At 34.6% G+C, this 26,028-nt stretch carries 36 protein-coding genes; 26 read left to right on the top strand and 10 right to left on the bottom strand.

Annotated features, from left to right (window positions below; all coding sequences use genetic code 11):
- Positions 1 to 50: 50 nt before the first annotated feature.
- The 8 genes from pyrF to U9K52_RS08785 form a co-directional block, all read right to left on the bottom strand.
- Positions 51 to 1,430: an orotidine-5'-phosphate decarboxylase gene (gene pyrF / locus U9K52_RS08825; RefSeq protein ID WP_248394835.1), complete on the bottom strand. Its 1,380-nt coding sequence runs from the start codon at positions 1,428 to 1,430 to the stop codon at positions 51 to 53.
- Between the two features lie 150 nt (positions 1,431 to 1,580).
- On the bottom strand, positions 1,581 to 1,928 hold the full coding sequence (locus tag U9K52_RS08820; protein WP_248394834.1) for a YkvA family protein: 348 nt from the start codon (positions 1,926 to 1,928) through the stop codon (positions 1,581 to 1,583).
- 81 nt (positions 1,929 to 2,009) lie between these two features.
- Complete coding sequence (locus U9K52_RS08815; RefSeq protein ID WP_248394832.1) at positions 2,010 to 2,549, bottom strand: TlpA family protein disulfide reductase; 540 nt, start codon at positions 2,547 to 2,549, stop codon at positions 2,010 to 2,012.
- A gap of 18 nt (positions 2,550 to 2,567) precedes the next feature.
- Entirely contained in the window at positions 2,568 to 3,320 is a 753-nt protein-coding gene (locus U9K52_RS08810; RefSeq protein ID WP_322926039.1) for a hypothetical protein, read from the bottom strand.
- 1 nt (position 3,321) lies between these two features.
- A complete protein-coding gene (locus tag U9K52_RS08805) occupies positions 3,322 to 3,885 on the bottom strand; it encodes a thioredoxin family protein (RefSeq protein ID WP_322926037.1) in 564 nt (187 codons plus the stop codon).
- A gap of 14 nt (positions 3,886 to 3,899) precedes the next feature.
- The gene (gene aroC, locus U9K52_RS08800) at positions 3,900 to 4,970 is read right to left on the bottom strand and encodes a chorismate synthase (RefSeq protein ID WP_263602320.1); all 1,071 of its coding nucleotides are present in this window, start codon (positions 4,968 to 4,970) and stop codon (positions 3,900 to 3,902) included.
- 41 nt (positions 4,971 to 5,011) lie between these two features.
- Positions 5,012 to 6,610 (bottom strand): LIC_10190 family membrane protein, encoded by a 1,599-nt coding sequence (locus tag U9K52_RS21390; RefSeq protein WP_416232850.1) that lies wholly within the window; start codon positions 6,608 to 6,610, stop codon positions 5,012 to 5,014.
- A gap of 95 nt (positions 6,611 to 6,705) precedes the next feature.
- Complete coding sequence (locus U9K52_RS08785) at positions 6,706 to 7,245, bottom strand: YMGG-like glycine zipper-containing protein (protein ID WP_248394826.1); 540 nt, start codon at positions 7,243 to 7,245, stop codon at positions 6,706 to 6,708.
- A gap of 233 nt (positions 7,246 to 7,478) precedes the next feature.
- Here U9K52_RS08785 and U9K52_RS08780 point away from each other — a divergent pair, with 233 nt between their 5' ends.
- From U9K52_RS08780 to U9K52_RS08770, 3 genes are all read left to right on the top strand, one after another.
- Entirely contained in the window at positions 7,479 to 7,922 is a 444-nt protein-coding gene (locus U9K52_RS08780; protein WP_322926035.1) for a hypothetical protein, read from the top strand.
- Between the two features lie 135 nt (positions 7,923 to 8,057).
- On the top strand, positions 8,058 to 8,348 hold the full coding sequence (locus U9K52_RS08775; protein ID WP_322926034.1) for a hypothetical protein: 291 nt from the start codon (positions 8,058 to 8,060) through the stop codon (positions 8,346 to 8,348).
- A 454-nt stretch (positions 8,349 to 8,802) separates the two neighbouring features.
- Entirely contained in the window at positions 8,803 to 12,579 is a 3,777-nt protein-coding gene (locus tag U9K52_RS08770) for a fibronectin type III domain-containing protein (protein WP_322926033.1), read from the top strand.
- 338 nt (positions 12,580 to 12,917) lie between these two features.
- Here the strand turns inward: U9K52_RS08770 and U9K52_RS08765 are convergent, their stop codons facing one another.
- Positions 12,918 to 13,094 carry a hypothetical protein gene (locus U9K52_RS08765; protein WP_263602325.1) on the bottom strand — a complete coding sequence of 59 codons (177 nt, stop codon included), beginning with the start codon at positions 13,092 to 13,094 and terminating at the stop codon, positions 12,918 to 12,920.
- 511 nt (positions 13,095 to 13,605) lie between these two features.
- Here U9K52_RS08765 and U9K52_RS08760 point away from each other — a divergent pair.
- From U9K52_RS08760 to U9K52_RS08740, 5 genes are all read left to right on the top strand, one after another.
- Positions 13,606 to 13,884 carry a hypothetical protein gene (locus tag U9K52_RS08760; RefSeq protein ID WP_312174788.1) on the top strand — a complete coding sequence of 93 codons (279 nt, stop codon included), beginning with the start codon at positions 13,606 to 13,608 and terminating at the stop codon, positions 13,882 to 13,884.
- 468 nt (positions 13,885 to 14,352) lie between these two features.
- The gene (locus tag U9K52_RS08755; RefSeq protein ID WP_322926032.1) at positions 14,353 to 15,645 is read left to right on the top strand and encodes a phage integrase SAM-like domain-containing protein; all 1,293 of its coding nucleotides are present in this window, start codon (positions 14,353 to 14,355) and stop codon (positions 15,643 to 15,645) included.
- Between the two features lie 318 nt (positions 15,646 to 15,963).
- A complete protein-coding gene (locus U9K52_RS08750; RefSeq protein ID WP_322926031.1) occupies positions 15,964 to 16,206 on the top strand; it encodes a hypothetical protein in 243 nt (80 codons plus the stop codon).
- Positions 16,166 to 16,675, top strand: a complete 510-nt coding sequence (locus tag U9K52_RS08745) for a hypothetical protein (protein WP_322926030.1) — start codon at positions 16,166 to 16,168, stop codon at positions 16,673 to 16,675. The genes U9K52_RS08750 and U9K52_RS08745 overlap by 41 nt, the downstream gene beginning before the upstream one ends.
- Positions 16,659 to 16,907, top strand: coding sequence for a hypothetical protein (locus U9K52_RS08740; protein WP_322926029.1), 249 nt, complete (start codon positions 16,659 to 16,661; stop codon positions 16,905 to 16,907). The genes U9K52_RS08745 and U9K52_RS08740 overlap by 17 nt, the downstream gene beginning before the upstream one ends.
- A gap of 13 nt (positions 16,908 to 16,920) precedes the next feature.
- Here U9K52_RS08740 and U9K52_RS08735 read toward each other — a convergent pair whose 3' ends face one another.
- A complete protein-coding gene (locus U9K52_RS08735; RefSeq protein ID WP_322926028.1) occupies positions 16,921 to 17,457 on the bottom strand; it encodes a hypothetical protein in 537 nt (178 codons plus the stop codon).
- Between the two features lie 158 nt (positions 17,458 to 17,615).
- Between U9K52_RS08735 and U9K52_RS08730 the strand changes: the two genes are divergently transcribed.
- From U9K52_RS08730 to U9K52_RS08645, 18 genes are all read left to right on the top strand, one after another.
- On the top strand, positions 17,616 to 17,861 hold the full coding sequence (locus tag U9K52_RS08730) for a hypothetical protein (protein ID WP_322926027.1): 246 nt from the start codon (positions 17,616 to 17,618) through the stop codon (positions 17,859 to 17,861).
- 1 nt (position 17,862) lies between these two features.
- On the top strand, positions 17,863 to 18,135 hold the full coding sequence (locus U9K52_RS08725) for a helix-turn-helix domain-containing protein (RefSeq protein WP_322926026.1): 273 nt from the start codon (positions 17,863 to 17,865) through the stop codon (positions 18,133 to 18,135).
- A 51-nt stretch (positions 18,136 to 18,186) separates the two neighbouring features.
- Entirely contained in the window at positions 18,187 to 18,441 is a 255-nt protein-coding gene (locus U9K52_RS08720) for a hypothetical protein (protein WP_322926025.1), read from the top strand.
- Between the two features lie 100 nt (positions 18,442 to 18,541).
- Complete coding sequence (locus U9K52_RS08715) at positions 18,542 to 18,784, top strand: hypothetical protein (protein WP_322926024.1); 243 nt, start codon at positions 18,542 to 18,544, stop codon at positions 18,782 to 18,784.
- 116 nt (positions 18,785 to 18,900) lie between these two features.
- Positions 18,901 to 19,068, top strand: coding sequence for a hypothetical protein (locus U9K52_RS08710; RefSeq protein WP_322926022.1), 168 nt, complete (start codon positions 18,901 to 18,903; stop codon positions 19,066 to 19,068).
- 26 nt (positions 19,069 to 19,094) lie between these two features.
- Positions 19,095 to 20,192 carry a hypothetical protein gene (locus U9K52_RS08705; RefSeq protein ID WP_322926021.1) on the top strand — a complete coding sequence of 366 codons (1,098 nt, stop codon included), beginning with the start codon at positions 19,095 to 19,097 and terminating at the stop codon, positions 20,190 to 20,192.
- 19 nt (positions 20,193 to 20,211) lie between these two features.
- Positions 20,212 to 20,640 (top strand): hypothetical protein, encoded by a 429-nt coding sequence (locus tag U9K52_RS08700; RefSeq protein WP_322926020.1) that lies wholly within the window; start codon positions 20,212 to 20,214, stop codon positions 20,638 to 20,640.
- Entirely contained in the window at positions 20,640 to 21,335 is a 696-nt protein-coding gene (locus tag U9K52_RS08695) for a YqaJ viral recombinase family protein (protein ID WP_322926019.1), read from the top strand. Before U9K52_RS08700 ends, U9K52_RS08695 begins: the two co-directional genes overlap by 1 nt.
- Complete coding sequence (locus tag U9K52_RS08690; RefSeq protein ID WP_322926018.1) at positions 21,335 to 21,856, top strand: hypothetical protein; 522 nt, start codon at positions 21,335 to 21,337, stop codon at positions 21,854 to 21,856. The genes U9K52_RS08695 and U9K52_RS08690 overlap by 1 nt, the downstream gene beginning before the upstream one ends.
- A gap of 19 nt (positions 21,857 to 21,875) precedes the next feature.
- Entirely contained in the window at positions 21,876 to 22,316 is a 441-nt protein-coding gene (locus U9K52_RS08685) for a hypothetical protein (protein WP_322926017.1), read from the top strand.
- Positions 22,313 to 22,498, top strand: coding sequence for a hypothetical protein (locus U9K52_RS08680; protein WP_322926015.1), 186 nt, complete (start codon positions 22,313 to 22,315; stop codon positions 22,496 to 22,498). The genes U9K52_RS08685 and U9K52_RS08680 overlap by 4 nt, the downstream gene beginning before the upstream one ends.
- A gap of 3 nt (positions 22,499 to 22,501) precedes the next feature.
- Positions 22,502 to 22,678 carry a putative quorum-sensing-regulated virulence factor gene (locus U9K52_RS08675; protein WP_322926014.1) on the top strand — a complete coding sequence of 59 codons (177 nt, stop codon included), beginning with the start codon at positions 22,502 to 22,504 and terminating at the stop codon, positions 22,676 to 22,678.
- Positions 22,679 to 22,687: 9 nt separating this feature from the next.
- Positions 22,688 to 23,266, top strand: a complete 579-nt coding sequence (locus U9K52_RS08670; RefSeq protein WP_322926012.1) for a hypothetical protein — start codon at positions 22,688 to 22,690, stop codon at positions 23,264 to 23,266.
- Positions 23,238 to 23,558, top strand: a complete 321-nt coding sequence (locus tag U9K52_RS08665; protein WP_322926011.1) for a hypothetical protein — start codon at positions 23,238 to 23,240, stop codon at positions 23,556 to 23,558. Before U9K52_RS08670 ends, U9K52_RS08665 begins: the two co-directional genes overlap by 29 nt.
- Positions 23,530 to 23,802, top strand: a complete 273-nt coding sequence (locus U9K52_RS08660; RefSeq protein WP_322926010.1) for an HNH endonuclease signature motif containing protein — start codon at positions 23,530 to 23,532, stop codon at positions 23,800 to 23,802. The genes U9K52_RS08665 and U9K52_RS08660 overlap by 29 nt, the downstream gene beginning before the upstream one ends.
- Before the next feature lie 3 nt (positions 23,803 to 23,805).
- Positions 23,806 to 24,888: a hypothetical protein gene (locus U9K52_RS08655; RefSeq protein WP_322926009.1), complete on the top strand. Its 1,083-nt coding sequence runs from the start codon at positions 23,806 to 23,808 to the stop codon at positions 24,886 to 24,888.
- On the top strand, positions 24,872 to 25,636 hold the full coding sequence (locus U9K52_RS08650; protein WP_322926008.1) for a hypothetical protein: 765 nt from the start codon (positions 24,872 to 24,874) through the stop codon (positions 25,634 to 25,636). The genes U9K52_RS08655 and U9K52_RS08650 overlap by 17 nt, the downstream gene beginning before the upstream one ends.
- A 154-nt stretch (positions 25,637 to 25,790) precedes the next feature.
- Complete coding sequence (locus tag U9K52_RS08645) at positions 25,791 to 26,021, top strand: hypothetical protein (protein WP_322926007.1); 231 nt, start codon at positions 25,791 to 25,793, stop codon at positions 26,019 to 26,021.
- Positions 26,022 to 26,028: the final 7 nt, after the last annotated feature.

Below are 26,028 nucleotides of genomic sequence, written 5' to 3'. Positions count from 1 at the left end.
GATATGGTTCAAATATAACTTATTTTACAGAAAGTCCTCTAATATTTAAATTAACTTTGAGTTAGTTTTTTTTCAAGGGAATTCAGATAGGCTTTCCATCCTTCATTTTTATACAGCATGGCAGCTTCGGCAGGATTTTCAGCTTTGTAAATTCCTCTTCCTACAATGATGAAATCGGTGTGAAGTGTTTTGAATACATGTTCAGGGGTATTGTACTGCTGTCCTTTCCCGTCTCCGGAATCTGCAAGATTTACACCCGGCGTGAAGAGCAGCATTTCCTCCGGAAGCGGGTTTTGGGAAACTCCGCCGATTACATTAGGATGGGATGCTGCAATCTTTAGTGCTTCTTCACGATATGCACTGGTGGTTAAAGCACCTTTTGAAGACATTCCGATGATGGCAACGACACCTACATTTTTAAAACAGTCTAAAGATTCAAACCCTCCGATAACCTGAGATGTTACAAAGTCTGCCCAGTCCGTAATTTTAAATACACCGCTTGTAAACTGCAATTCCTGAGTATTTCCGATGTCTGCAAATTTTCTGTCTTCCATAAGAAGGAAATTATGTTTTGCAGCCAATGCTTTAAGCGGAGTAATCGTTTTTTCATATTCGAAATCAGATATAATGTCGATATGTGTTTTTAAAGCAATCACATGAGGACCTACTTTTTCTGCAAGATCCAATAATCCCTGAGTTGTGGTAACATCAGCAGAAGCGATAAGATTGGATTGTTTGGCAAGTGCAGTTTCCAATAGTTTTTTAGAAACAGAATGCTGTGCGGTGCTGAGTTTCTGTTCGTATGAAGCTCTTGTTATTTCTTCAAACTGAATGTGATTTCCCTGCAGGAAATCCTGAATTCTTTTCACTTCATCATCTGATAATTCTCCGTTTTCCCAAAGAATAGAGCATACTTCCGAAATATTGAAAAGTGTGTGAACTCTGTATCCTCTGCTTTCAAGAAGTTCTTTTCCACCCTGTTCCCTGTCGAGAACAACTACGATATCAGCAACTTTGATGTCTTCCTGCTCAACTTCTGCAATGGTTTCAATCAAAGATTTTCCTGAAGTAATCACATCTTCTACCAAAAGGCAGTTTTGTCCTTTCTGGTAAATTCCTTCAATCAGTTTTTTGGTGCCATAGTTTTTGGCTTCTTTTCTTTTTATAATTAATGGAATATAACTTTCCAGAGACATTGCTGTAGCCATCGGAAGGGCAGCATAAGGAACTCCGCAGATCAGATCAAAATTATCCAGAGGAAGCATGTCCAGTAAATAATTGGCTAAGTTTTTTAGGATTTTCGGATCTGAAGCCAGTGGTCTTAAGTCTACATAAAAAGGACTTTCAATACCGCTTTTTAATGTAAATCTTCCGAATTTGATGATGCCAAGTTTATAGCACTCTAAAAAGAATTCTTTTTTACTTTCCATTATTTTTTATTAGATGTTGCAAATTTAAGGAAATGATGTTGAAAGTCAATTGTGAATTTTAATTCGCAGTTGAATTGTGAGTTTTTATCGTTCCATTATGATAAAGCGACTGGATTTTTATTCACAAAAAAACACCCAAAAGGATGTTTTTTATTTTACGATTTCGGCATTGATTACTTTCGTACTGTCTTTGCTGTATTGTCGTTCGGCTTCCCAAAGAAGGAATTTATCTACTTCTTTAATCAGTTTCGGAATGGTAAGCGATAAAACGGCCAGATCATCCAGCACTCCGATTACGGGAACGGCAACTTCCGGAAGCAGATCAATCGGTGAGATAATGTACAATACCCCTAAAAGCGGAAGAATAATATCAATGGATCTCATCGGGTATTCTCCTTTTCTCCACATTCTCACCATTCTGAAAATGTCGGGGATTTTTTTCACAAAACCTTTGTGATTGATGGCTTCTTTTGCCAGACTTAATTTTGAATATTTCATTTTGTGTTTAATTTTAATAATTCTACAACGGTACTTAATTCACAAATTCTGTACCAATGAAGTCTTATGGAACGTTAAAAATTATTTGATAATATTATCTATAAACTGATGTACAGATTCTGTATTCCAGTCTCTTGACGCATCTTCTTTAATAATGATTCTTCCGTCTTTATCAAGAAGGTAAGTGGTTGGGAACACTTTCGGAAGTATTTTTTCTGAAATGGGACTTTGTGCAATGTAAACGGGAACGGTATAATTATTTTCCTTCAGAAATTTTCTTACGGCATCTTCCTGATCATTCATTGCAATAAGCACGAAATCCACATGTTCTTTTCGGGTGTCGTAGAGCTTTTGTATCGAAGGCCATTCTTTTCTGCACGGTGGACACCAGGTTCCCCAGAAATTCAGAAATACAGCTTTGTTTTTAAAAGTTTTGAGATTGGTACTCGGAACATTGATTCCCTGCAGGTCGATATCATAATCTTCTTCCGTTACATGTACTGCATTTTCAATTGTGGCAATAGGAAAAAAAGCATCCTGCAGTTTTTCCTTCACGCCGGGAACGAAAGCGATCACCGCAATGACAGCGATTAATACGATGTAGATTAGATTTTTTTTCATAAATAATTCTCCTGGTATTTATTGTATTCCAATATATTGAAAGTAATTATTATTCAATTGATATATCAAAAACTTATCAGAAACTTTTCCTTCCTTATCAACTAGAGGAATATACAATTTATTTTGTTCAAATTTAATCAATTTTAATGGACGCTCCGGTCTGTTAACCACACTAAAAAAATCAAAATCAATCTGAATTTTATTAAGGGCTGTGGTTTTGGTCCTGAAAATTTTGTTGGAATCAATTAACCTGTTATTGCTGATAGTAAATGCCTGAACTCTTTGAGCATTATCTTTTGAAGAAAAAATACCATTGGAAATAACAAGATAGTAAATCTGCTTATTGAGGGTGACTTTTATAATTTCAGAAGTAAAATATGCAGTATCTGCCTGGTCTTTATTAAAAATGGTTTTTGTTTTTCCATTGGAAGAATACTGAATAATCTGATCAAAACTTTTCATCGTTCCTCCCAATTCTGTGTCCCAACCATAGAATCTTAACTTTTTATCTGCTGACGTAGCGATGAACAATTTTTTCTTCAGGAGTTTAAAGTCATAGGTGAGGGTTTCAGGATTTTCAGCAATGAATTTTTTAAATTCACCGGAAAATTTCAAAGACTCATCTGCTTTGGTATCGTAATCTTCATTTTCGGAATACTTTTTATACTGAGTTAAAAAATATTGCTCTTTATTTTCCAGTTTTGTGTTTTGTGCCCGGAAAGCATTGGGGAAAATAAAAAATGCGATGAGAAAACAGGTGTATTTGAACATTCTACAACAATTCCAAAATTTCCTGAACAGCATCTTTACCCCTGTTTTTGGCATAATAAATCTGAAGGTCATTGTAAAAAAGATCTTTAGGATAAGCTACAGGATCAGCTTTGTATTTCATCAATAATTCTGTTCCGAACTTCGGACGAGGACCCCATGAATTTTTAACCTGAAAATCTTTATCCAGAATAATTACCTTCGGAATAGATTCCGTACCATTGGTTAAAAATTGATTGATTAAACTTTTATCACGGTCTCTCAGAAAAATACGTACTTCATTTCGGTCTTCGAAAAATTTAACCAAAGCCGGAACCGTGGCACTGGCATCACCACACCATACTTCGGAGATGATAAGTATTTTACCTTCAAAATTTTTGGCTTCAAGCTCTTTAAGCTGATTTTCATCCGGAACATATTTCTTTAAGGTTCTGTCGATTCTCTGAAGTCCCAGTTCGTAATATTGTTTATAATCTGCTTCCTGCTGACTGGCAGGGTTTTCTAATCTCTGTCTTCCTGTTTTTACATACTCTTCAAAAGAGATGCCTTGTTCCCAGTAATTTTTCATTACTAATGTATGTATTAAAAATGGTTGATATTTCTTGTTTTATTAATCAGGAACAGATCTGCCAGAACAAAAGCAGCAAGGCTTTCTACCACCGGAACTGCTCTTGGAACCACACATGGATCATGGCGTCCTTTTCCTTCCACGATTACCGGATTTCCGTTTTTATCTATACTTTCCTGAGGTCTCAGAATCGTTGCGACCGGCTTAAAGGCTACACGGAAATAGATGTCCATTCCGTTTGAAATTCCTCCCTGAATTCCTCCTGAAAGATTTGATCTGGTAGTAAAATTTTCATTAAAAAGATCATTATGATCCTTTCCTGTCATTTTAGCACCGCAGAAACCGCTTCCGTATTCAAATCCCTTGGCAGCATTAATGTTCATCATCGCTTTGGCCAGTTCAGCCTGGAGTTTTGAAAAAACAGGTTCGCCAATTCCTACCGGAACATTTTTGATGACACAGGTAATGGTGCCGCCAATCGTATTTCCTTCTTTTTTGATCTCTTTAATTTTTTCGATCATTTTTTCTGCCGTTTCCGGATCGGGACACCGTACCTCATTGCTTTCTGTTTTTGAAAAATCGAGTGCCTGATAAGGTTTTTCACAGAAAATTTCACCTACGGAAGAAACGTAAGCATTGATTTCTATGTCGGATAGCAATTGTTTTGCTAAAGCTCCTGCAACTACCCAGTTCATGGTTTCTCTTGCAGAAGATTTTCCGCCTCCGCGATAATCTCTCAGTCCATACTTTTGATCATACGTAAAATCGGCATGGCTCGGCCGGTAAGATTGTGCAATATGATCATAATCTTTTGATTTCTGATTTTCATTTTCAATAATAAAACCAATGGGAGTTCCTGTTGTTTTTCCGTCAAAAATCCCGGAAAGAAACTGTACGGTATCGCTTTCTTTTCTTTGAGTTACGATAGAAGACTGTCCCGGTTTTCTGCGGCCCAATTCATATTGTATTTTATCAAAATCAACCTGAAGGCCTGCGGGAAAATTATTGATAATTCCGCCATAAGCGGGACCATGACTTTCTCCGAATGTTGTAAGGCTGAGAAGATTACCTAAAGTATTTAACATACTACAAATTTACGGCTTTTTATCCATATTTAAAATGAAGGTTATCTGTTCTGCTGATAGGTTTTTTTTATAGAATAAATTACTTTTTCAGCTTCTGCTTTTTGTTCTGTTGTCAATTTTTTCCAGATAAACCCTTGATGTACATTTTTTTCATCTGCCAATTGGGGGAAGATTCCGGCTTTAATATTACTATAGATATAACTTTCGGAAATAGCAGGAAGTGGCGTATCAAAATTATAGGGATAATTTTTTGAAACATTAAACTTTAAATTACCGATTTTATATGAATTAAAATTATGGTAATGATAGGTGGAAGGTTTGTACAGTTGTTTCAATTCATATTTGCTCATAAAACTTCCGGGTCTGAAACTCGGAAGATAGGTTTTGAGAATATCGGGTATCATTAAAAAACTAATGATAATAGTGCTTAAAGCAAAAAATACAATAAGAGATTTTTGTCTGTTAAAAAAACTTGCCAAAAGCACAAAGAAAGTGACAAAAAAAACATCGACAAAGAACCTGTACTGTGCTGAAAAAAGAAGCACTGCGATGCTTTTAATGATAAGAGATATACAAATTAAGGTAATAGTCCTGTTTTTTTTAATAATGGTAAAGACAATAAATATAAGAATACTCACTATAAAGAGTATATTGATTTTTGACTTGATTCCATCTAAAAGAAACCAGTTTTTAATATAGTCTGTGAAAGAAAAATTCCTGATTTCTTCATAAGAATATTGCATATCATAGGTTTTCTGAATGGCAAATCGGGAAGATATTTTGAGAATTTCAGGATTTGGCTGCCAATGTACTTCCAAATTCGGGAAAGCAACAGGGAAAATGGGATATCCGAAGGTATATATATTTTTAATGAAAAAGAGCAGAATGACAGCAAATCCGGGTAGTACACTGATGAACCTTGATTTAATAATGCAAAATGAATATAAAAATCCCAGAATAGGAAGCCATACCATGGTTGGTTTTATAATGAAAACAAAGGATGAAAAAATAAATAAAGAACTTGCTGAAGTATTTCCCTTCATAATTTCATTTAAAATAATTAAAGAAAATACGATTACCGGTAAATCAGGACTTGGTGATTGGGAAAAAAGTAGCAGGACCGGTATAAAACATAATTGGATCCAGCTCTTTTCTTCAATGATATATAAGATATAAATAATAAGTACTATAGAATTGATTCTTAAAAAAGGATCTGAAAAATGAGAGATCCCTGCCTGAAATATATGCCAGACCGACATTTGTCCTAAAGTAATATCAAGATTTGAAATACCTTTTACCATTCCATATTCAGTAAGCCATCTGATGCTGGGAACATAGTAACCGTAATGGTCCAGAACAAAGGGATAGAAAGATGAGCAAAAGACAATGATTATTGAAGCGGTAACAATTATTATACAATCTTTTTTAGAAAATGCGTGGAACTTTTTATATAAATGGTCCCTGAAAAAAAATAAAAGGCCCATACATATTGCAGAAATTTCCACATAAAAATTTAATGGTGTGAAGAATGAAAGTATTGTGAAAATAATACTCAATCCTAAGATTCCTGAGAAAGCATGACCCGCAACTCCTCTTGTGCAAGGTATTAATACAGAATGTATTATCTTTCCCCAGCCCATGAGGGTGGGAATTAGAATGACTGTAGAAAGGAACATTAACAGCATAAAAAAGATTGCTTAAAAATAAGCAATCTTTCTATTTATTGTGAAAATAATTAACGAGGCTGTACTCTTCCGCTTTTTCTGTCCTGTGCTCTACCTAAAGTATATCCTGTGGCACCACCAATTACACCACCAATAGCGGCACCGGCACCCGGACTTTTCTTGTTAACAATCGCTCCCAACGCGGCCCCGCCGACAGCACCAATAATGGTACCTTTAGCAGCTTCACTCATCCCTTTTTTCTGAGTTGTACCCTGGGACGCACTTGTTCCGCTATTGGCGTAAGATCCACTGCTTGAACTTGAGCTAGGTCTGTCTCTGTAAACCGTATGCGTTTCTCTGATTACCTGAGGCTTCGCGTTTGCAGCAGCTGTTTTTGCTTTTTCAACTTCAGCCACGCTGTCTGCTTTTTTTTGCGTTTCGTAAGCTATCTTTTCTTTTTCAATAGCTAATTTTTGTTTTTCTATTTCCAATTGTCTCATCTGGAACTCCATTTTTTGCTGTTCCAAAGATTTTTCGGCTATCTGATCATCTTTTTTACAGGCTGTCAGTGCAAATACTGATAATAATCCTGTTAACACTATAGTTTTCATAATTCAAATTTTAATAGGTCTCAAAGACCAGCTTTGACAAGGTAGTATTTCCAATTATGACGCCAATATTTAGTTAAGTGATGTTAAAATTTTAAAAAAAATATTAAATATATTCTAATATATATGCTAAATATGCATTAATAGGGGATTAATAGACATAACTTTTATTTAATTTTCTCTTGGTGTTGAATTAATATAAAAAGGGTAATTTTATAATTCCAAATTATATTAATATGAAAAATACAACTTTTAAATTGATGCTGTTGCCAATATTGCTGGCAATGCTTAACGGATGTTCATCCAATGATGATTTTATGGTTCAGGATAAAAAGGTTCCTGTAAGTAAAAAAGAAATTTCTAAAACTCAGACTTACACGATCCGTTATGGATTGATGTCACAGAATGGTACCAAAACTCTTTCCGGAAGTTATGACGTGGGAAGTTTTGTAGCTACCAATACTGCTACCGGTGAGTCTTTCGAAACATATGCAAGTGGAGGTTTTCAGGCATTACCTAAATATTATGAAGGAATTCCTGCGGGCACTTATACCTTTACAGCCATGCAGGGGCAGGGTGGCTGGGTAGGATATGGCTCTGTTACTGGGATTGTGTCATCTGATCAGGTAGATGCTGATGGCTATGTTACGATATATATTCCTATTATCTGGGAAGAATAATTTTTTTGTCATCTATAGTGTTACTGAGAAATTTTTATAAAATTCGTATTAATTCACAATATTATGATCTCACTCATATTATTATTTAGGTTTTGTGTATAATTTTGACCAAAATCAGACACCAAAAAATTTTATATGAAAAAAATAATGCTATTAATGCTAGGAATAAGTCTTTTTGCTGTAAGCTGCAAAAAGCAGGAAACGCAGAATGAAAACAACTCTATGAGTGATTCTGCCGGAACAGGAACAATGACTCCTGATAATACAACAACCGGAACGGCAATGGATACCACGGCAAGCGTTAGAGACAGTGCAATGAACCAGGGAAGCGGAACAGGAAACCAGACTACAAGCCCTAATCAGAACAACGGATCTAACAGAGGAACTCAGAGTTCTTCAGGCACCCGCACTGATTCCGCGAGATAAAAGACACTTTTTTAGACCCCATATACCCTTTTTAAACTCCTCACGACCCTTGAGGAGTTTTTGCTTTTGTAATTAATTTCAGAATTCATTTAAATAAATAGAATTTAATGCACTGTGATTCGAATCATAAACATTATTTTTTTTCATATTTAACTTTGACTTCAGAATTAAATTAATTGATTCTATAAAAATTTTTTTTCATCATTTGTGTTTTTAGGGTCTCCTGTATGGGGATCCTATTTTTGAACATATTTATACTTTTCGTAATGATATAATTCTGCTTTATTAATAATAAAAGTATGAATAGATCGTTAAGTGTAAAGTAATATAATATTATTTTTGATAAATTTTAGATGGTCATGTTCGGTATTTTTTATAAAAAACATGCTGTTATATGCTTTATATTATCAAAAAACGAATTAGATTTGCAAGGATTAATATTAAATGATAACTTATGAAGAAAATTTCTACTTTTATAGTACTTCTTCTGTGTTTGTTAAATTTAGGCGCCATACCGGATGCCTATGGACAGGCACCTGCAACATTACCGTATTCACAGGATTTTAACACTGCTAATGATTTCACGCTCCTTAACGGGACTGCGACCAACAAGTGGTTTTACGGTGCTGTGACCGGAAATACAGGCAGTTCTATTTATATCTCTGATAATAATGGGACCGCCAATAACTACAATACCAGCTCATCGAGTGTTGTGCATGCTTACAGGGATATTACGATACCTGCGGGATCCTCAATCGCCAATTTTTCATTTGATTGGAAAGGAGAAGGAGAATCCGGTTGGGATTACCTGAGGGTATGGCTGGTTCCGGCTACATTTACACCTACTGTAGGTACCCAGATTACCACCGGAACAGGAAGAGTTCAGGTAGGAGAGTTTAATCAGCAATCTACGTGGCAAACATACAGTAATCCCAGTCTGAATATCACAACTTACGCTGGATCAACCATGAGGCTTGTGTTTGAATGGAGGAATGACGGTATTTTCGGAACTCAGCCGCCAATTGCGGTTGATAATATTAATATCAGCATTCCGACTTGTATTATGCCTTCCGGTATGGCTGTTCCGACCATTGGAACTACCACTGCTACTTTAACATGGAATGCTCCTTCACCTGTGCCCGGATCAGGATATGAATATTACCTGAGCACTACTAACACACCACCTACTGCCGCTACACCGGGAGTTGCCAATGCAGGAACGTCAGTGAGTCCAGCAGGATTGACTACTTCCACTACCTATTACTGGTGGGTACGTTCAATTTGTGGTGCCAACGATAAAAGTGTTTGGGTAGCAGGTCCTTCATTCTCTACTACTCAGGTGCCGGCTACGATTCCTTACACACAGAATTTCTCTACAGCAAATGACCTGCAGCTTTCTAACGGAACTCAGGTTAATAAATGGGTATATGGTTCCGCAACAGGAAATCCTGCCAACTCATTATATATTTCCAATACCAATGGAACTACCAATGCTTACAACACAGGATCATCAAGTGTTGTTCATGCATACAGAGATATTATTGTTCCTGCGGGAACAACGGATGCTACGTTAATGTTTGACTGGAAAGGAGATGGAGAATCAAGCTGGGATTATCTGAGAGTTTGGATGGTACCGGTAAGTTTTGTACCTACTGTCGGAACCCAAATTACCACTGGTGGTGGAAGAATCCAGGTAGGAGGGAATATGAACCAGCAGACAACATGGCAAAATTATTTCAATACGGGACTTAACCTAAGTTCTTTTGCAGGAGGCGTTATGCGTCTTGTGTTTGAATGGAGAAATGACTCTTCAGGCGGAACACAGCCTCCTATTGCTATTGATAATATTAATTTGAGTATTCCTACATGTAAAGTTCCGATAAATGTTCAGGTAACAAGTGTAGGGTCTAATACGGCATCTATAAGCTGGACTGCTCCGTCACCTGCACCTGTAGGAGGATATCAGATTTATCTTACAACAACGAATGTACCTCCGATAGCGTCTACTGCGCCAACTTCAACTTCAGCAACGACTTCGGAAACGCTGACTCCTCTAACGCCAAATACAACTTATTATTTCTGGGTTCGTTCGGTATGTGCAGGGTCAGACAGAAGCTTCTGGGTTGCGGGACCAAGCTTTACCACAACGCAGATTCCTGCTACACTTCCTTATATACAGCAATTTACTTCAGGAAGTGATTTAGGATATACCAACGGAACCCAGGTTAACAAGTGGGTTTACGGTTCTGCAACGGGAAATCCGGCGAACTCATTATATATTTCCAATACCAACGGAACAACTAATGCTTACAACACGGGATCATCAAGTGTGGTTCATGCATACAGGGATATTGCAATTCCTGCAAATACTACGACTGCTACATTCTCATTTGACTGGAAAGCTGAAGGAGAATCAAGCTGGGATTATCTGAGAGTTTGGCTTGTACCTGCTACGTTCATGCCTACGTCAGGAACGCAGATCACTGCCGGAACAGGAAGAATACAGATTGGAGCGAATTACAATCAGCAGTCGACTTGGCAGACTGTTCTTAACCCTGCTTTAAATATTTCAAGTTTTGCAGGGACTACAATGCGTCTTGTTTTTGAATGGAGAAATGACTCATCAGGCGGTACGCAGCCTCCTGTTGCAATCGACAATATTAATGTACGTGTTTGCAGCACAGCAACTCCGGTTGTAACGCTTGGAACCCCTACTCATAATTCGATAGTATTAACATGGCCTCAGGATACCGGTGGAGCAAGTTATATCATTAATTACAGACCGCAGGGAACAGGTGCGCCTTGGCAAACCACAAGTGTTGCGGCAGCTCCTTATCCGCAGCCTACTAATACAACGACATTAAACAACCTTTTATCTGCAACATTATATGAAGTACAGGTAATTGCAGTATGTAACGGTAATCAGGGTACACCTTCCAACAGTACATTTACTACGAGATGCGATCCTACACCTCCGAATGTTACCATCAGTAATATTACAACCAATTCGGCTTTAGTTACATGGTCGCCTTTGGCAGTAAGCTCACATTATTTTATACGATACAGAATCGTAGGAAGCGGAAACGGTGGTTGGAGTGCAAATATTCCTTTGCCTGCGGCACCTGCCAATACATTCCCTCTTACAGGATTGAATGTGTATACTTCTTATGAAGTACAGATTGCCAATATGTGTGATAATGAAAATACACTGAATCCATGGTCTAATCCTAAAGTATTTACTACGGAAAGAACATGTGAAATTGCTCCTCCGGGATTGACGATTACGAATCTTACCACAACTACGGCGCAGGTTACCTGGCAAGCTTTCCCTGGTGCAACGTATGTACTCAGATATAGAAAAGTAGGTATTCCTAGCTGGACAACCGTAACTTCCAATACCAATACAGTTACATTAACAGGTCTTTTGGAGCTTACCCAGTATGAAATGCAGGTAGCAAATGTTTGTAGCGGAACTGCAGGAAATTATACACTGCTGTATCTCTTCACAACGCCTACAATAGTATATTGTCAGATGACAGCTACAACTTCATCTTCTGAATATATTTCAAAAGTGACAGTAACACCAAACGGAAAACCGGAAATGGTAAACCAGTCTGTAGCTTCCAACTACAGTGATTATACAGGTGTAACTGCAAAATTCATTGAATTGATTCAAGGATCTTCTGATAATAAAATTACCATTGAGAAAAAGATATCAGGAAATACTAATGCAGGAGTTGCTGTGTGGATTGACTTCAACAGAAACGGATACTTTGATATTGATGAAAGAGTTTTCGTTTCAGGACCTAATAACGAGCAGACGATCACCGGAACATTCTCTGTGCCTATTGATGCATTCATCAGCCTTACGGATTTTAAATATGTTGTAATGCGTGTCGCTCTTCAAAAAGACGGAATTCCGGTGAATTGTACAACTGTCCCGAATGGTGAAGTGGAAGATTATACCGTAAGAATTACTAAGCCGATTGTACCGAATCCTGTAAACCAGGAAGACATCCTGATTTATCCAAACCCGGTAAAAACGGTATTGAACGTAAAAAATATCAGCGCTAAAGCCAATTATAAAATTTATAATGCTACAGGTCAAATCGTATCAACAGGAATTATCCTGAACAATAAGATTGATGTACATACTTTGATTAATGGAGTTTATGTAATTGATATTGATGACGTAAAGGGTACTGCCCAAAAGAAATTTATTAAGGAATAAAAACATCCTTAAATGATATAGTAAAGCTCTCAGAAATGAGAGCTTTTTTATTATATTTTAACATTTTTTAAATGGTTGTTTAATTTTTGAAAATATTATATTGCTTCTAAAATTACATCGTAGCCCTTTTAAATAGGGGACTAACGGAGATTTTGAATTTTAAAGGTATTTTAAATGACTGATAAAATTTGTTAATTGATAAAAATAAATTGTCTAAAAGACTTTTTAAAAAAAATACATTTCTTAAATTTGCAGTCACTCATGTTTAATTTGAGTTTTCATGGTTATTAGTTTTTATCCTCGTAGCAATACGGGGATTTTTTATATCCAGATTGTTTCTATGTCATCCTGTGCGGAAAATCATGTTCGGCTTTTACAATATAAGAATATTTTAAACCTGGAATTGCTGCTGTAGTGTTTACAGCTTTCATCAGTAAACGATGATGGGGATTTTCTGAAGTCATCAAGAAATTTTTTACTCTCTTCTGCAATTGCAGGTATAATAAGATAATCATAAAGAGTTTTGGTAAAAGCACTTGAATTTTTAAGAATCAGTTTTTTGTGTTTTAAAGCTTTAGTAAATGTCATCATATAGGTTTTGCTACAAATGTAATAAAACAAAACCGACGGATTATAAAAACAATAGATTATAATCATCATTTTTAATGAAAATAATGTATACATTTGCATTGATTCTCATGTTTAATTGAGTTTTCATGGTTATTAGTTTTTTAGCCCCTGTTTATTCAGGGGCTTTTTTATTTTTATAGATAAAATCATTTTAACCATAAAAATTTATTTTCATTAAAACTTTAACACTTTGTTTGTATTGCTGGCATAGTAGTTGAATACTTAACCGCAACTATTAAAAAATCCTTAAAGGAACTTACAATATTCTCGGAGAAATCTGAGAATATTTTTAAAGAAACACCATCACTTAAATATTAATTTTTTCATTTTAATCCTCTGCCGTGGCTGGGGATTTTTTTTACTTTTTAATGCATATCTTTGCATAAAATTATTTAATTGTCTTATATAATCAAAACAACATCAGAAGGCTTAATATACATTAAGGCATCCAGCATCATTAATGTAAAAAAGCCCAATTCTATTGAAGGAGCAAAAATTCTGGGAAAACCGTTGGTGATTAATGTGAATCATATTGGGTTTCTTAGTTTTAATATGGATGGAAATGTTACCTTTTTTATGGCAAGCGGCTTTGAAATATCGGTCAATATATTGTACGAAGAAGCAGAAGAAGCTTTTAACAGTGCCAAAGCCAATGTAGAAAAAATCATACGCTAACGATTAAGTGATCATTAAAAAATAGCTCCTGAAAAGGAGCTATTTCTGTTTATTATAATTTTTATTAAGCCAAAAACCGACTTCATTAATTTATCGTATATAAGTTTGTAAATAAACGAACAGCTTAAAAAATATTCAGATTAAAATATAGCTCATCAATTTGAGTTTTTCATGGTTATTAGTTTTTAGTCCCCGGATCATTCCGGGGTTTTTTATGAAATTTTTTATCAATTGGTTTTGAAATAGCGAAAAGTATAAGAAGCAAAAAACCTCTCTGTAATTAGAGAGGTTTGAGGTACCTAGCGTACCAGTTTTATTTAAAAGCATATTTCTAAATGATCATATATTTTATCTTAAAAAACTTTAATTTAATGATTTGTAATTAAATGCTATAATATAAAATAAAATAATATAAAGCAATTGTCGGGAAAATGTCGGGAAAAATATATTTTTGAAAAAAAATAACAAATGGCGTCAATAAAATTTTTTACCCGATCAAAAACCTCGGTCTCACAAATATATGTAAGATTTATTGTAAAAAGAGGAAAGGAATTTCAATCAAAGACAGGTCTCAAAATTAATCTTTCAGATTGGAGCAAAGAAAAATCATTACCCAAACAAAATACCGCGGAAAATAAACAGTTAACAATTCAGTTGAAGAAACTTGAAGCATTTATATTGGATTCTTATAATGCGGATTATGCTGCGGGTGTTGACTTTTCAAAGATATGGATAGAGAAAAAAATTAATGTATTTTTTAACCGAAATCAAGTATCTGAAGATTTACCGGAAGACAACACAGCGATAACATATTTGGATGAATATATTGAATTCAAAAAAAGTATTTCTTCCACCAGAATAGATAAAATCCGAAAGCTAAATAATTTAAAACAAAGATTTTTCCAATACGAAATTAAGAAAAACAAAAAGTTTGATTTGCATGAAATTTCAGGTAAAGTTCTTATTGATTTCAAGGATTTTTTAATTGCCGATTGTAATATGATGGAAAGCACGGCTTCCAGGTTTATCAAAGATTTTAAAACAGTACTTTTTGATGCGCAGAATAATGGCAAATTAATACACTACCAAATTAAGGGGTTTTCAACCGGTTCTACAAACAGTGACTATAAAGTATTTCTATCTTTTGCCGAACTTGAAAAGATAAAATCTAAGAAAATTACAGATCCAGAATTATTATTGACCAGAGATTGGCTCATACTTGGTTGCTACCTGGGGCAGCGGGGAAGTGATCTTTTGCGTATGAATAAAAAAATGATCTATACAAAAACAGATGCCGACGGAAATTCATTTCGATTTCTTGAAATTATTCAGCAGAAAACAGGTGAAAATGTTGTTATTCCTCTACATGATGAGGTTGAATATATTATAAAAAAATACGATGGTGATTTTCCAGGAAGTTTTTCTGGAAATCCGGATTCAAATATTGGTTTGTTTAACCGTCACTTGAAAAAGTTATGCGAGCTATGCGGTATTCATGATCTGGTAAAAGGAAAAGTTTTCAATGACGAAAAGCAAAGAAACGAAATTGTTGAAACTGAAAAATGCTATCTAATTTCTTCGCATGTTTGCCGTAGATCTTTTGCTACAAATTTTTATGGAAATAAATTGTTTACAACCCCTCAACTCATGGCAATTACCGGTCATAAATCAGAATCTCAATTTTTAAATTATATAGGCAGAACTGCTGATGAGTGGGCTATGCAAACAGCTAAAACCTTTAGAGAAATGAATAAAAAATGACACTTGATTTATTTTGTTAATAAATTCATTTCGATGTGAATTAAAATTTGCTTGGATTAATTTTTTTTCTAAATTTGTCTAAAGATTGTGAATAAATAATTTATTGATCTAACCCAAAAAAACAAATTATGATGAAAAATATTAGCACTTATACCTTTACAGTACAGTAATATCAGTACTATACCTTGCACATATATTATCATTTTCTTTTTTGTAATAAATTGATTATAAGTTTTTTATAATTATTTTTTTAAATTTAAATAGAATAGTGAAAATTCTATTTACTATTTTTATGATGAATTTAAAAACATATTTATTATGAAAAAAATTGTATTAGCTGTAATCACGTTATTGTCTTTAACAGCTTGTGTAACTGATCGAGAAGAAAACATTAGCAATCCTAATGTTCAGAATGTGAAGTCATTTAATAAAAATGGCTTCAGTCAAAAAAATGATTTCGATAAGAGAGACACTATTACAGTAAAAGGTGTTTCAGAGCAATCAAATTTTATTATCAACGATGGCGGGGACCCAACAACAATTACACCTCCAAGAAGGTAAAACAAAACTAACATTTTGGAAAATCTTCAGCTCGATATTAGTAATAATATCGGGTTTTTTACCCTTTTTGGATAACATATTAGTATTCCTTTTCCCGGATCTTGCCCTTTTCAAAGATCGAATTGGAGGTTTTGTAAGAAATGATATTTGGCTGCTATCTCTTTACATAAGTACAATAATAGTTATTATTGGAAGATTCGGGAAGGCTTACAATCTAACATATTACTTCCCTCTTTTTGCAACTACTTATTCAGTTGTGATGTATATACTAATGATGTTCTTTGGTTACAATATTGATATTGAGTGGGCCCAGAGACTAGGATTGGTAATTATGATTACTCCAGGGATGTATGTTATTTATAGGCTTATTAATTATATAAAAAAGCTCCAGCTGAAGGATGAAATACAATTTAAGGCAATAGAAAGAATTGTAGAAAAAGCACAAAATGAGAATGAAAAAGAAAAATAAAGTTTGTACAGAATATATAAAGAATCTTCATATTAGGAATGAGATTTTCTATGATAGGGGTGAAATTGATTTTAATGAATACATCTCTAACAATTTTTTGTGCATTAAAAAAATGAAAAATGCAATCTTAACTGATGAGCAGCAAATAATAATTATCGATGCTATACACGGAGAACTCGATTTGAAAAAATTTAGATTGGGTATAAACGTGGTTAAGTTGGGATTCAGTTAATGCCAAGATTCTGCTATTTTTCTGACTTTGTAATTTGTTCTTTTACCTCTTTCATGTCAATTCTATTTAATCCCATAGATCTATAAATTGGAGACATATACATGTCAAACAATAAGGTTAGATTATCAAATTTGCTGTCCAAATTTTCGTAAGCATCTTTCAGTTCTTCTCTTTCTGCTGAAAGTTTTTTATTTTCTTCCAATAAATTCTGATTCATTACCAGAATCTCTGATGTTCTTTCTAATAGAATGTTTATTTTATTTTCAGATGATAAATTAGCTATTTCAGCATTGGTGTGTGGATTCGCAATTGTTTCTGCAGGCTTAATTTCAGTTTTTTCCAACATATTGCCTTTTCCAGTAATGAGCCATTTAACACTAATGTTTGTATTTTCGAAAATTTTTTCGAAAAATGAGTGTTTCGGTTCTGTCCCCTTTAAATAGTTTCGAATATTTGCTTCATCTACACCGATAGAATTAGCAAAATTAGTATTTCTACCACCATATAAATCGTCTACAATTTTCTTGATTCTAAAATTAATACTATTCATAATCAGTAATTTATGTTTTTAAATCGAAAAAAGTTTCGAATTAATTTGTTAAATCGAAAAAAGTTTCGATATTTGTATCAAACAACGGTGCAATTTACTAAATAAAGTGAAAACTTTTGATTTTGTAATAAGCTATTGTTCTAATGATGAATAGATGTATGAGAAAGAAACCAGATAAAACGCAGCAAATTAAAAATGTTTTTATGAGCCTAAATCAAGATCATAAAACCGAAGCTCGAGAGAGAATAGCTAAAAAATTTGATGTAGCTATTGAATCTGTTAACAACAGATGGATGTATGAAGGAAAAATACCTGAAAAATATGTCGAAGGTGTTTCTAAAATTATGAAAGCAGTTGCAAAAAAGCAACTCAATCAATTAACTAAAATGTATGAATTAATTTGAAATGAACACATTAGTATTAACTCCAGAAGATTTCATTCAGCAGCTCAAAAACGCTTTGATTCCTGAATTAAAACAGCAGTTGAAAAATGAATTTCAGCCCAAAGAACCAGAGGAGTATTTAACTGTAAAAGAGGTTTGCTCTCTTTTGAAAGTGACTACGCCAACAGTTTCAAGATGGAGAAAAGAAAATAAGATTCCAAGCTACGGAATAGGAGATCGTGTTTATTTCAAAAGAAGTGAGATTGAAGCAGTTATTAACAGGAATAAAATATAAAGCCACCTGTTGGAGCAGATGGCAGAGTTTAACTTGATAAACAAATCAAACATGATGAGAACAGCAAAATTACAAAAAGTAGCAAGAAAACAAGTAGCAAGGCGCGAAAGTTTTTTGCGAAGCTTTTACCAACCCGGGAAAAAGTTTTGGGAACTCGGAAAAGAGAGGTATCTGAAAAACGAAAAGGCCTTAGAGCTTTTGGTTGAGTTGCAAAACCGTTACCCTGATGAAAAGGATTTTCCTAAAGTGAAAATAGAACTGACAAAAGACAATATTACAGCCTTCGGCAAATACTCACTTGATTAACTAAAAAACAACAAATATGAAAAATACCAACCTAGAAACCGGCGGCACTCTATACGAAATATGCGCCAACCTAAAAGGAGATTCCGCCTCAATAAGTGAAATGAAGATCTTATGCATTGGAGAAAAGAATGTATTCGTTTCCGGCAATTGCGCAATGATGGGTTATCACATAGAAGTTTCTTATTCTATCAACTCAATCAATAGCATTGACCCTTCAAAAGTTTTCGACGGCCTATATTACAAAGTACTTACAGATTCTAAAGAGAAGGCAGAAGAGTTACAAAAAGAGTTCCAGAGGATTTTAGACTTCAAAAGTAATTTCAAAAAACAGCTTGCATCGTAATGAAAAGAATTATCGCAATGATCTTCGGGCGCAAAGTTACATTTCTCGATTTGCAGTCCCGGAAGTACAAAGCCATGTATTGGTATAAAGATAAATTTTACTAAAAATTAATCATTATGAGTAAGAATAAGATTAGGGTAAAATTCCCAAACAAAAAGCCCAAAAAACAACGTAAAAACAGAAGCCAAAACCCAAAGCAGGGATACAATTATAATAAGCCTTTTTGGGCGCAGGAATTACCGGACGAATGGGATGATTATGCATGGAGTGCCGATGACTTTTAAAATACAATAACTAAATAACATCACAAATGACTACTACAGAAAATCAAGTCTTTGAAATTGGAAAGATTCAGATAGATAAGCTTCCAGAATTGCAAGGACTTAAAGAAAAGCAACATCAAGCGGTAAACGATAATCCATTTGTTGTAATTATAGATAATAAATCCTATGAAGATGCTAAGAAAGCGAGGACAGCATTAGTAACCGCCAGAACCGGGATTCAGGAACAAGATAAACTTCTCGCTGCAGTTATCAAAAGATTCCGGGAAAAAGTGACCGCCAAAACTTATGAGCTTATCGCAATCACCAAACCTCATGAAGAAAAGCAACAAGCAGAGGTGAAGCGTTGGGAAGCATTAAAAGAAGCTGAAAGACAGGAAAAAGCCAGAATGGAAGAAGAAAGGAAGCAAGGTTTAAGAGATGCAATCAGCTCTGAAATTGATAAAGCATTAGAAAAAATTAACCAGCTTTCATTTGATAAAATAGAAGATTTGCAGAAAGATCTTGAAGAGAATCTTTACAAGATCGATGCTGCACAGTTTGAAGAGTTTGAACTTGACTTCAATGAAAGATTAATCCAGGTAAAAAATTCCTTCTCTACAAAATCTCAAAATTTAAAGGTTGCAGAAGAGCAGAGATTGGAAAGCTTAAGATTGAAAGAGGAGGAAGATCGTCTCGCAAAACTCAAAGAAAAACAAGATGCAGAACTCGAAGGCGAAAGAAAGAGACTTGCTGATGAAAAAGCCAAACAGGATGCTGAATTAAAGGCTAAGCAGGATAAAATTGATGAAGAAAATAAAAGGCTTCAAGAAGAAAAAGATCGAATTGCAAAGCAAGAGGCTGAAAAGTTGGCAGCTGAAGAAGCTGAGAAAAAGGCAAAAGAAGCAGCAGAACGTAAAGCAAAGGAAGCTGCCGAAGCAGAAGCGAGAGCAAAAGCCGAAGCTGAAAGACTGGAATCGTTAAAACCGGATAAACAGAAAGCAGTTGAGTTTTTGGAAAGTTTGCAATATTCAATAGCTGATCCCGAAATAAAAGACGAAAAATTAAACACTGAATTTACCAGATCAAAAGAAAGAATTCAGGATGCAATTTCTGATTCAATTTCTTTAATAAAAAATTTCAAATAACAACCTCTAAAAATTAATTATGTCACAATTAGAAAAAACAAACGAAAATCAACTTCAGGCATTTGATTTAATGGGTACGCTTCCAAATCTTGCAGATGCAAAAGTTATACCCGCAGATCTTACAAGTGAATATTGGACACCTACTCAATCTGGAGAGTTTAAACTATGCTTTTTCCAAGAGATTAAAAATTCAACATATACAGATGAACAGACAGGGGAAACAATTGAACTTCCGTGTGTAGTTATGCTTGAACAAACTAGTACAGGAGATTTAAAAACAATCAGAAACGGCTCTAAAAGATTGGTTGCTTCTTTAGAGGATGCTTTAACTACATCGAAAATAAGACAGGGAACACCTTTGAAAGTCGAGTATTTAGGTAAGCAAAAGAACGCTACAAATGCGTACCAGTCTGACAGATGGAGTGTTAAACCTTTATTAGTTGAATAATGGATTTTCCAGTAAAAAACAATCTGCCTGATCTATTTCAGGCGGTTGTTTCAAATGATGAACTTGATAAAAGAGAATTATGGTTCCAAAAAAGACTTGGAAAGTTTACATCTTCAGAATTAAGTAGGTTGATGACCTATGAAGATAACATCAGTGAGCTTCCAAAAGGCGCAATCACCTATATCGAAGAAAAAGCCCTCGAAATCCTTACGGGCGGAAAAAGCGTAAAAAACTTCACCAACGATTCCATGGAGCGAGGAAACGAAAAAGAATTGGAAGCAATTGCAGTATTTGAGGAAATGTTCGGGGTGAAGTGTTATGCAACCGGGGAGGATCAAGAGTTTATTGAATTATGCTCTTATTTTGGAGGAACACCGGACGGGCTTATTGCTGAAGAAGACATGATTGAAGTAAAATGCCCGGATTGCAAAACTCATCTTTTTAGAATCAGGAATATTAAAAGCCAAGAAGATTTCAAAAAGCATGAAAAAGATTATTACTGGCAGATTCAAGGGAACTTTCTCTCTTCCGGAAGAAAACGCTGTTTTTTTATTGATTATGATGATCGGTTTACGAAGAAAGAGCAACAGCTTTTTGTGATAGAGATTCACAGAAACGAAAATGATATTCAAAAAGCTAAAACCCGCCTTAACATGGCAGAAAAGTACAAACAAAATTTATTAAACATTTGGTAATGAATATAACACCAGAAATAACACAAATTATGTCTGATATGAAAAGATATTTCAATGCGAAAATTATAGGTTCATATATACTAGTTGAAAAAGAATTGTTGGAACCAGAAGACATAAATGATATTGATATTATGGTTTCTGCAAATTTTGAAAAACAACTCTATAATTATCTTTTAGACAAAGGATTTAAACAAACTTTTACGAGAGGTAAACAAATTGGGTATGAAAAAGGAAGTGCAATTTTTGAACAAATACCTAATGGAGATTTTACAAATAAGGACTTTAGAATTGATGTAGTTGTAGGGGGTGAAAATATTTACAACGTGAATGTTCTTTTAGGAAAAAAAATGGAACGGGGACTAGACCAAGACTACAAACAAATCTTAAAAATAGTAAGCAATAAACTTGGGATCGATATTAAAAATCTGCAGCATTTTAAAGATAGTTCGGTTGGACTTTATTGTACAGATAAAAATCCCGATTCTGCATCCAAAGAAGATTTTTTTCAATTAACAAATTAAAAATTTAGACACTTATTTAATGATTTTCGATACCTCCATACCTACGATGCGAAAAAAGGCAATCATCAGAATAAAACACCTACTTGAAAAGAATGCAAAAATTGAAGTTTTGGAGAAGAAAAGTAATAGGACTTACAGCCAAAACAATTACCTACATCTTATTCTCGGCTACTATGCTATTCAATACGGAGAGACAATGGAATATGTAAAGCAGATCATATTCAAGCAGTGGGTTAATGAGCATATTTTCAAGACCGAATTTATCAATTACAAGACCGGAGAAGTTCGGGAAGCCTGGAGAAGTACTGCAGCTTTAAATACAAAAGAATTATCAGAAGCAATTGAAAGGTTCAGGAACTATTCTGTAAAGTCTTTAGGGATCTATTTACCGGAACCAAAGGATATTGTTCACCTGGAAGAAATCGAAAATTTTATGGAAGAAAACAGAATTTATTTATGAAAGAAGTTATTCTTAATACAATTGATGATTTATGTTCTGATTTCCTGTATTACGACAGAAAAGAAGATGAAGAATTAAATATGGAGCAGTTAAACGAAGCTGTAAAAAAAGGCGAAATCACCATTGATGAAATGGTTGAGAAGTTTAGAAGAAATTTAGAGGACACCTTTAATGAAAAATAGTTTATGGAAGATACAGATTTAATGCCGTACGGAGTTCACAAAGGAAAAAAAATGCAGGATGTTCCTGCTGATTATCTCCTTTGGCTGTATGAAGAAGGCAAATTAACAAAACCAGTCAGAGAATATATAGAAGACAATCTCGAAGTGTTAAAAGTCCAAATAGAACGTAACAAAAAATAATTAAAATTTATGCAATTAGTAGAACAAGAACCATTCATACACAATTTTAGTGTAAATGGTAATGATGAGAACCTTCCTGAGAATTTAGGACAATTTCAAACAATCGACGAATTCCAACAGTATTTTGCGCTCAATACAGTTTCGGAGCACCGCAAAGTAAATGCAACAAGATTTTACACAGATGAAGAGATCTTGAATTTCCGTGAAATCATTTTAGGAGTTGTAGAAGAAGAACTTCCTGAAGCCCGTCAAAATCTTTTGGAAAAAGAAGCAAACTTATCTGTGGCTAAAAAAGAAAAAGAAATTGCTGCAGAAAGTGTAGGAGCTTTGCAGACAAAAATCAGTGATTTAGCCACTGAGATTAAAGGTGGAAAAACTACCATCGATGTTGCATCAAACAGGTGCTATAGGATTCCTTACAAAGGAAAATATTATTTCTATGCTTGGCAGGATAACGGAGATTGTGTACTGGTAAAAGTACAGGAAATTCCAGAACATGAAAAGGCAGAGATCTTCAGTTCCACACCAAAAAATGATGAATTTTTTGAAAACTTGAAAAATGGCAAGAATAAAAGGAAGGCCAAGTAATTACAGGAAATCTTTACAAAATGATGAACATTGGCAGGAGGTAAAACGCAAAGTTAAGATCCGTGATAATCATAAATGTAGAATATGTGGGTGCAAGATAGGATTAGAAGTTCACCATATCACTTACTGGTTGAATGGAAAGTCAATAAGAGGAATGGAGCTGGAAAATTTAGAATGGCTTATTACTTTATGTGAAGGGCATCATGAATGGGTTCATGCTAATCCTAATCACCCGCTAAACCCGCAAAATAAATCGAAGCAAAATGCAAAAACATACAAAGGTTTACCTTGAATATTTTGGCTTCCATAATCCTGATTTCATCGATTGTGAAATTTGCCATAATAAGGCTATTGATATCCATCACATAAAGAGGCGTTCTGAATTCGGAATCAAAACAAAAGATGAACAGGATAAAATAGAAAATCTTATCGCCTTATGCCGCAAATGTCACGATATGGCACATGCCAACATTTTCAAGAAAGAATATTTAACTGAAATACACCTCAAGACAATGAAGATGTATAAAACAGATTAGGAAATGAACTACATCAAAGAAATAAATTCATTTTATGATTGGCTCGAAACAAATTCCGTTTCAGATTCTGTAATTACTTTATGGCATGGATTAATGCATATAAATAATAAAACGGGATGGAAAGTAGAATTTACTGTAGCCATATCAACCTTACAGGTTAAAACGGGTTTAAGTTCAGCATCAATTAAGAGGTCAAGAAATGTTTTAGCACAGTTGGGAAGGATTAAATGGAAATCAAGAAACGGAAATTTATCTTCTGTTTATGAGATGATTCCATTTGCGGCTCACAGTGAGCCACAATACGAACCGCAAAGTGAGCCACAAAGTGAACCACAGTTTGAGCCGCAATTTGAGCCACAAAGTGTACCACAAACCGTACCACAAAGTGAGCCACAAAGCGTACCCATTAATAAACTAAACTATACTAAACAAAACAATAATATTCTTTTTAAAAAAGAATCAAAAGATGAAAATGTAATAAGTGAAAACGATTTTGACCAACATAGGATTGTTGATGATTTTTCTATACAAGAAGAAATTATTGAGCAGGAGGACCCAGTTCTTTTTCCTGAAGAAAATAGCAAAAGTTCTGGACAAACTATATCCCTTGAAAACAAACCTTCCAAAAAAGTTGCGCTAAAAAAGGTTTCCTCCAAAAAATATTTCAGTGCTGCAGATTTCAAAAATAAGCTTCTTGAATTAAAAGTCGATGAAAAAGATGCCGATGATTGGATTAATGTTCGCCGGCAAAAGAGAGCTGTTTTTACCGAAAATGTAATAAAACTTATTCAGGATGAATGTGAAAGATACAGTTTGGAGTTTTCAGAAGCTATCAAATATTCAGCAAAATATAGCTGGCAGGGCTTTGAATATGAATGGTATTTAAATAAGAAAAACAAAGAAAATGGAAAATCAGCTTATAACAACTCAAACAACGGATTTGTCAATTCGGCAGGAAATACCAGCGGAGGTACTGTTACACCCGGGAAAACATCCGCTACTACAGCTATTGCCCGACAGCTTAAAAAGCTCTCTTCCGGAAATAGTGAAAGCGGAGATATCACAATCGATGCTGAAATACTGTGATGATTTAATAATTGAGGTTTTTGCTCTTGAAGTGTTAAACTTTATCAACCCAAACTTTGAAAATCCAGATTTTGAAGATCCCGACAGTGATGCAAGTCTTAATAAACAGAAAGTGAAGGTTTTTGCAAAAAAGTGCAGGCTAACACCCAAAGAGTTTATGAATGCTTTAGATCTGGTTCCCCGCGGTGAATTGACAATAACGGAACAAAGAGCTGACGGCGAAGATTTTGAAAAACCATTGAAATTATATTCCAGGATAGATTCAAAAAATCTGATCGAGATTGAAACCGCGTACATCCGATATCGTGGTAAAAATAAACTTTACGAAAAGGGCAAAGCTGAAATCGCTGCTTTTCTGAATCCTCCTGTAGTGCAATCCACTGAAGAGGAAAAACAGAAAATCAGATTGAAATTTCTCAAAGACGAATTTCAAAGATTGCAATCGAAAGGTGAAATATTAGGATCCGTTCAGTATTACGATTGGTTAAGAATCTCTCATGAAAATGTAAAGATCGGATTCGTAGAAAAGTTCATGTTGAATTTTGTTCCGGAAGAACATCTGTCTGACGAAAGAAGCAAATCAGTACACTTGGCGAGCTCAAAAAAAATAATCAAGAAAGATCTTTTCCTGTCATTCAAAGAAACCTTTGTTTCGGCATATATCACAAAAATGAAACTGAAAGATGGAACAGAAAAAGAATGGATTGAACACTGGGAAACCCTCAGAAAATCAGCTAAAAAAAGCTGAGGCAATGGCAGCCTTCAAATTTATTTATCAGAAAAACAGAAATGAAAAGAAATGCAATTAGATGAAAAATACTTCATCGGCCGAGATTCTAAAGGCACATTTAAATGGAATGAAAAAGAGTTAATCTATATCAGAAAAGAAAAAATACAAAAAGATGAAGAATCCCCAAAAACCAAAAACACTAAAAGAAGTTCAGGCAGAAATTCTAAAAGTTAAGGAAGAAATTCTACCAGGTGCATCAATCCCAAACAGTCTACTTTACAAGCGTGCAAATCTTGCAGAAGCTGAGGCTGTTCTCATGGTTGCAAAATCACAAAACCGGAAAGTAATCAGGTTATCAAAAACTGAGTCTGGAGATTTCAGAAAGTTATTAAAATCAACGTAGAAAATAG

The sequence above is a fragment of the Chryseobacterium sp. MHB01 genome, assembly GCF_034651565.1.
Taxonomy (GTDB): Bacteria; Bacteroidota; Bacteroidia; order Flavobacteriales; family Weeksellaceae; genus Chryseobacterium; species Chryseobacterium nepalense.
The sequence above is the reverse complement of the archived record's forward strand: the minus strand, read 5'-3'. Positions and strand labels throughout refer to the sequence as shown.

Coding starts and splice junctions, on each gene's coding strand:
- U9K52_RS08655 (WP_322926009.1), top strand. CDS start 23,806: ATGAACTACATCAAAGAAATAAATTCATTTTATGATTGGCTCGAAACA.
- U9K52_RS08765 (WP_263602325.1), bottom strand. CDS start 13,094: ATGATTATCTTATTATACCTGCAATTGCAGAAGAGAGTAAAAAATTTC.
- U9K52_RS08720 (WP_322926025.1), top strand. CDS start 18,187: ATGATGAGAACAGCAAAATTACAAAAAGTAGCAAGAAAACAAGTAGCA.
- U9K52_RS08700 (WP_322926020.1), top strand. CDS start 20,212: ATGTCACAATTAGAAAAAACAAACGAAAATCAACTTCAGGCATTTGAT.
- U9K52_RS08785 (WP_248394826.1), bottom strand. CDS start 7,245: ATGAAAACTATAGTGTTAACAGGATTATTATCAGTATTTGCACTGACA.
- U9K52_RS08730 (WP_322926027.1), top strand. CDS start 17,616: ATGAGAAAGAAACCAGATAAAACGCAGCAAATTAAAAATGTTTTTATG.
- U9K52_RS08665 (WP_322926011.1), top strand. CDS start 23,238: ATGGCAAGAATAAAAGGAAGGCCAAGTAATTACAGGAAATCTTTACAA.
- U9K52_RS08680 (WP_322926015.1), top strand. CDS start 22,313: ATGAAAGAAGTTATTCTTAATACAATTGATGATTTATGTTCTGATTTC.
- aroC (WP_263602320.1), bottom strand. CDS start 4,970: ATGTTAAATACTTTAGGTAATCTTCTCAGCCTTACAACATTCGGAGAA.
- U9K52_RS08685 (WP_322926017.1), top strand. CDS start 21,876: ATGATTTTCGATACCTCCATACCTACGATGCGAAAAAAGGCAATCATC.
- U9K52_RS08820 (WP_248394834.1), bottom strand. CDS start 1,928: ATGAAATATTCAAAATTAAGTCTGGCAAAAGAAGCCATCAATCACAAA.
- U9K52_RS08745 (WP_322926030.1), top strand. CDS start 16,166: ATGGCGGGGACCCAACAACAATTACACCTCCAAGAAGGTAAAACAAAA.
- U9K52_RS08650 (WP_322926008.1), top strand. CDS start 24,872: ATGCTGAAATACTGTGATGATTTAATAATTGAGGTTTTTGCTCTTGAA.
- U9K52_RS08660 (WP_322926010.1), top strand. CDS start 23,530: ATGCAAAAACATACAAAGGTTTACCTTGAATATTTTGGCTTCCATAAT.
- U9K52_RS08715 (WP_322926024.1), top strand. CDS start 18,542: ATGAAGATCTTATGCATTGGAGAAAAGAATGTATTCGTTTCCGGCAAT.
- U9K52_RS08695 (WP_322926019.1), top strand. CDS start 20,640: ATGGATTTTCCAGTAAAAAACAATCTGCCTGATCTATTTCAGGCGGTT.
- U9K52_RS08725 (WP_322926026.1), top strand. CDS start 17,863: ATGAACACATTAGTATTAACTCCAGAAGATTTCATTCAGCAGCTCAAA.
- U9K52_RS21390 (WP_416232850.1), bottom strand. CDS start 6,610: ATGGGCTGGGGAAAGATAATACATTCTGTATTAATACCTTGCACAAGA.
- U9K52_RS08740 (WP_322926029.1), top strand. CDS start 16,659: ATGAAAAAGAAAAATAAAGTTTGTACAGAATATATAAAGAATCTTCAT.
- U9K52_RS08670 (WP_322926012.1), top strand. CDS start 22,688: ATGCAATTAGTAGAACAAGAACCATTCATACACAATTTTAGTGTAAAT.
- pyrF (WP_248394835.1), bottom strand. CDS start 1,430: ATGGAAAGTAAAAAAGAATTCTTTTTAGAGTGCTATAAACTTGGCATC.
- U9K52_RS08770 (WP_322926033.1), top strand. CDS start 8,803: ATGAAGAAAATTTCTACTTTTATAGTACTTCTTCTGTGTTTGTTAAAT.
- U9K52_RS08755 (WP_322926032.1), top strand. CDS start 14,353: ATGGCGTCAATAAAATTTTTTACCCGATCAAAAACCTCGGTCTCACAA.
- U9K52_RS08705 (WP_322926021.1), top strand. CDS start 19,095: ATGACTACTACAGAAAATCAAGTCTTTGAAATTGGAAAGATTCAGATA.
- U9K52_RS08810 (WP_322926039.1), bottom strand. CDS start 3,320: ATGTTCAAATACACCTGTTTTCTCATCGCATTTTTTATTTTCCCCAAT.
- U9K52_RS08690 (WP_322926018.1), top strand. CDS start 21,335: ATGAATATAACACCAGAAATAACACAAATTATGTCTGATATGAAAAGA.
- U9K52_RS08780 (WP_322926035.1), top strand. CDS start 7,479: ATGAAAAATACAACTTTTAAATTGATGCTGTTGCCAATATTGCTGGCA.
- U9K52_RS08775 (WP_322926034.1), top strand. CDS start 8,058: ATGAAAAAAATAATGCTATTAATGCTAGGAATAAGTCTTTTTGCTGTA.
- U9K52_RS08815 (WP_248394832.1), bottom strand. CDS start 2,549: ATGAAAAAAAATCTAATCTACATCGTATTAATCGCTGTCATTGCGGTG.
- U9K52_RS08710 (WP_322926022.1), top strand. CDS start 18,901: ATGAGTAAGAATAAGATTAGGGTAAAATTCCCAAACAAAAAGCCCAAA.
- U9K52_RS08805 (WP_322926037.1), bottom strand. CDS start 3,885: ATGAAAAATTACTGGGAACAAGGCATCTCTTTTGAAGAGTATGTAAAA.
- U9K52_RS08735 (WP_322926028.1), bottom strand. CDS start 17,457: ATGAATAGTATTAATTTTAGAATCAAGAAAATTGTAGACGATTTATAT.
- U9K52_RS08675 (WP_322926014.1), top strand. CDS start 22,502: ATGGAAGATACAGATTTAATGCCGTACGGAGTTCACAAAGGAAAAAAA.
- U9K52_RS08750 (WP_322926031.1), top strand. CDS start 15,964: ATGAAAAAAATTGTATTAGCTGTAATCACGTTATTGTCTTTAACAGCT.
- U9K52_RS08645 (WP_322926007.1), top strand. CDS start 25,791: ATGAAGAATCCCCAAAAACCAAAAACACTAAAAGAAGTTCAGGCAGAA.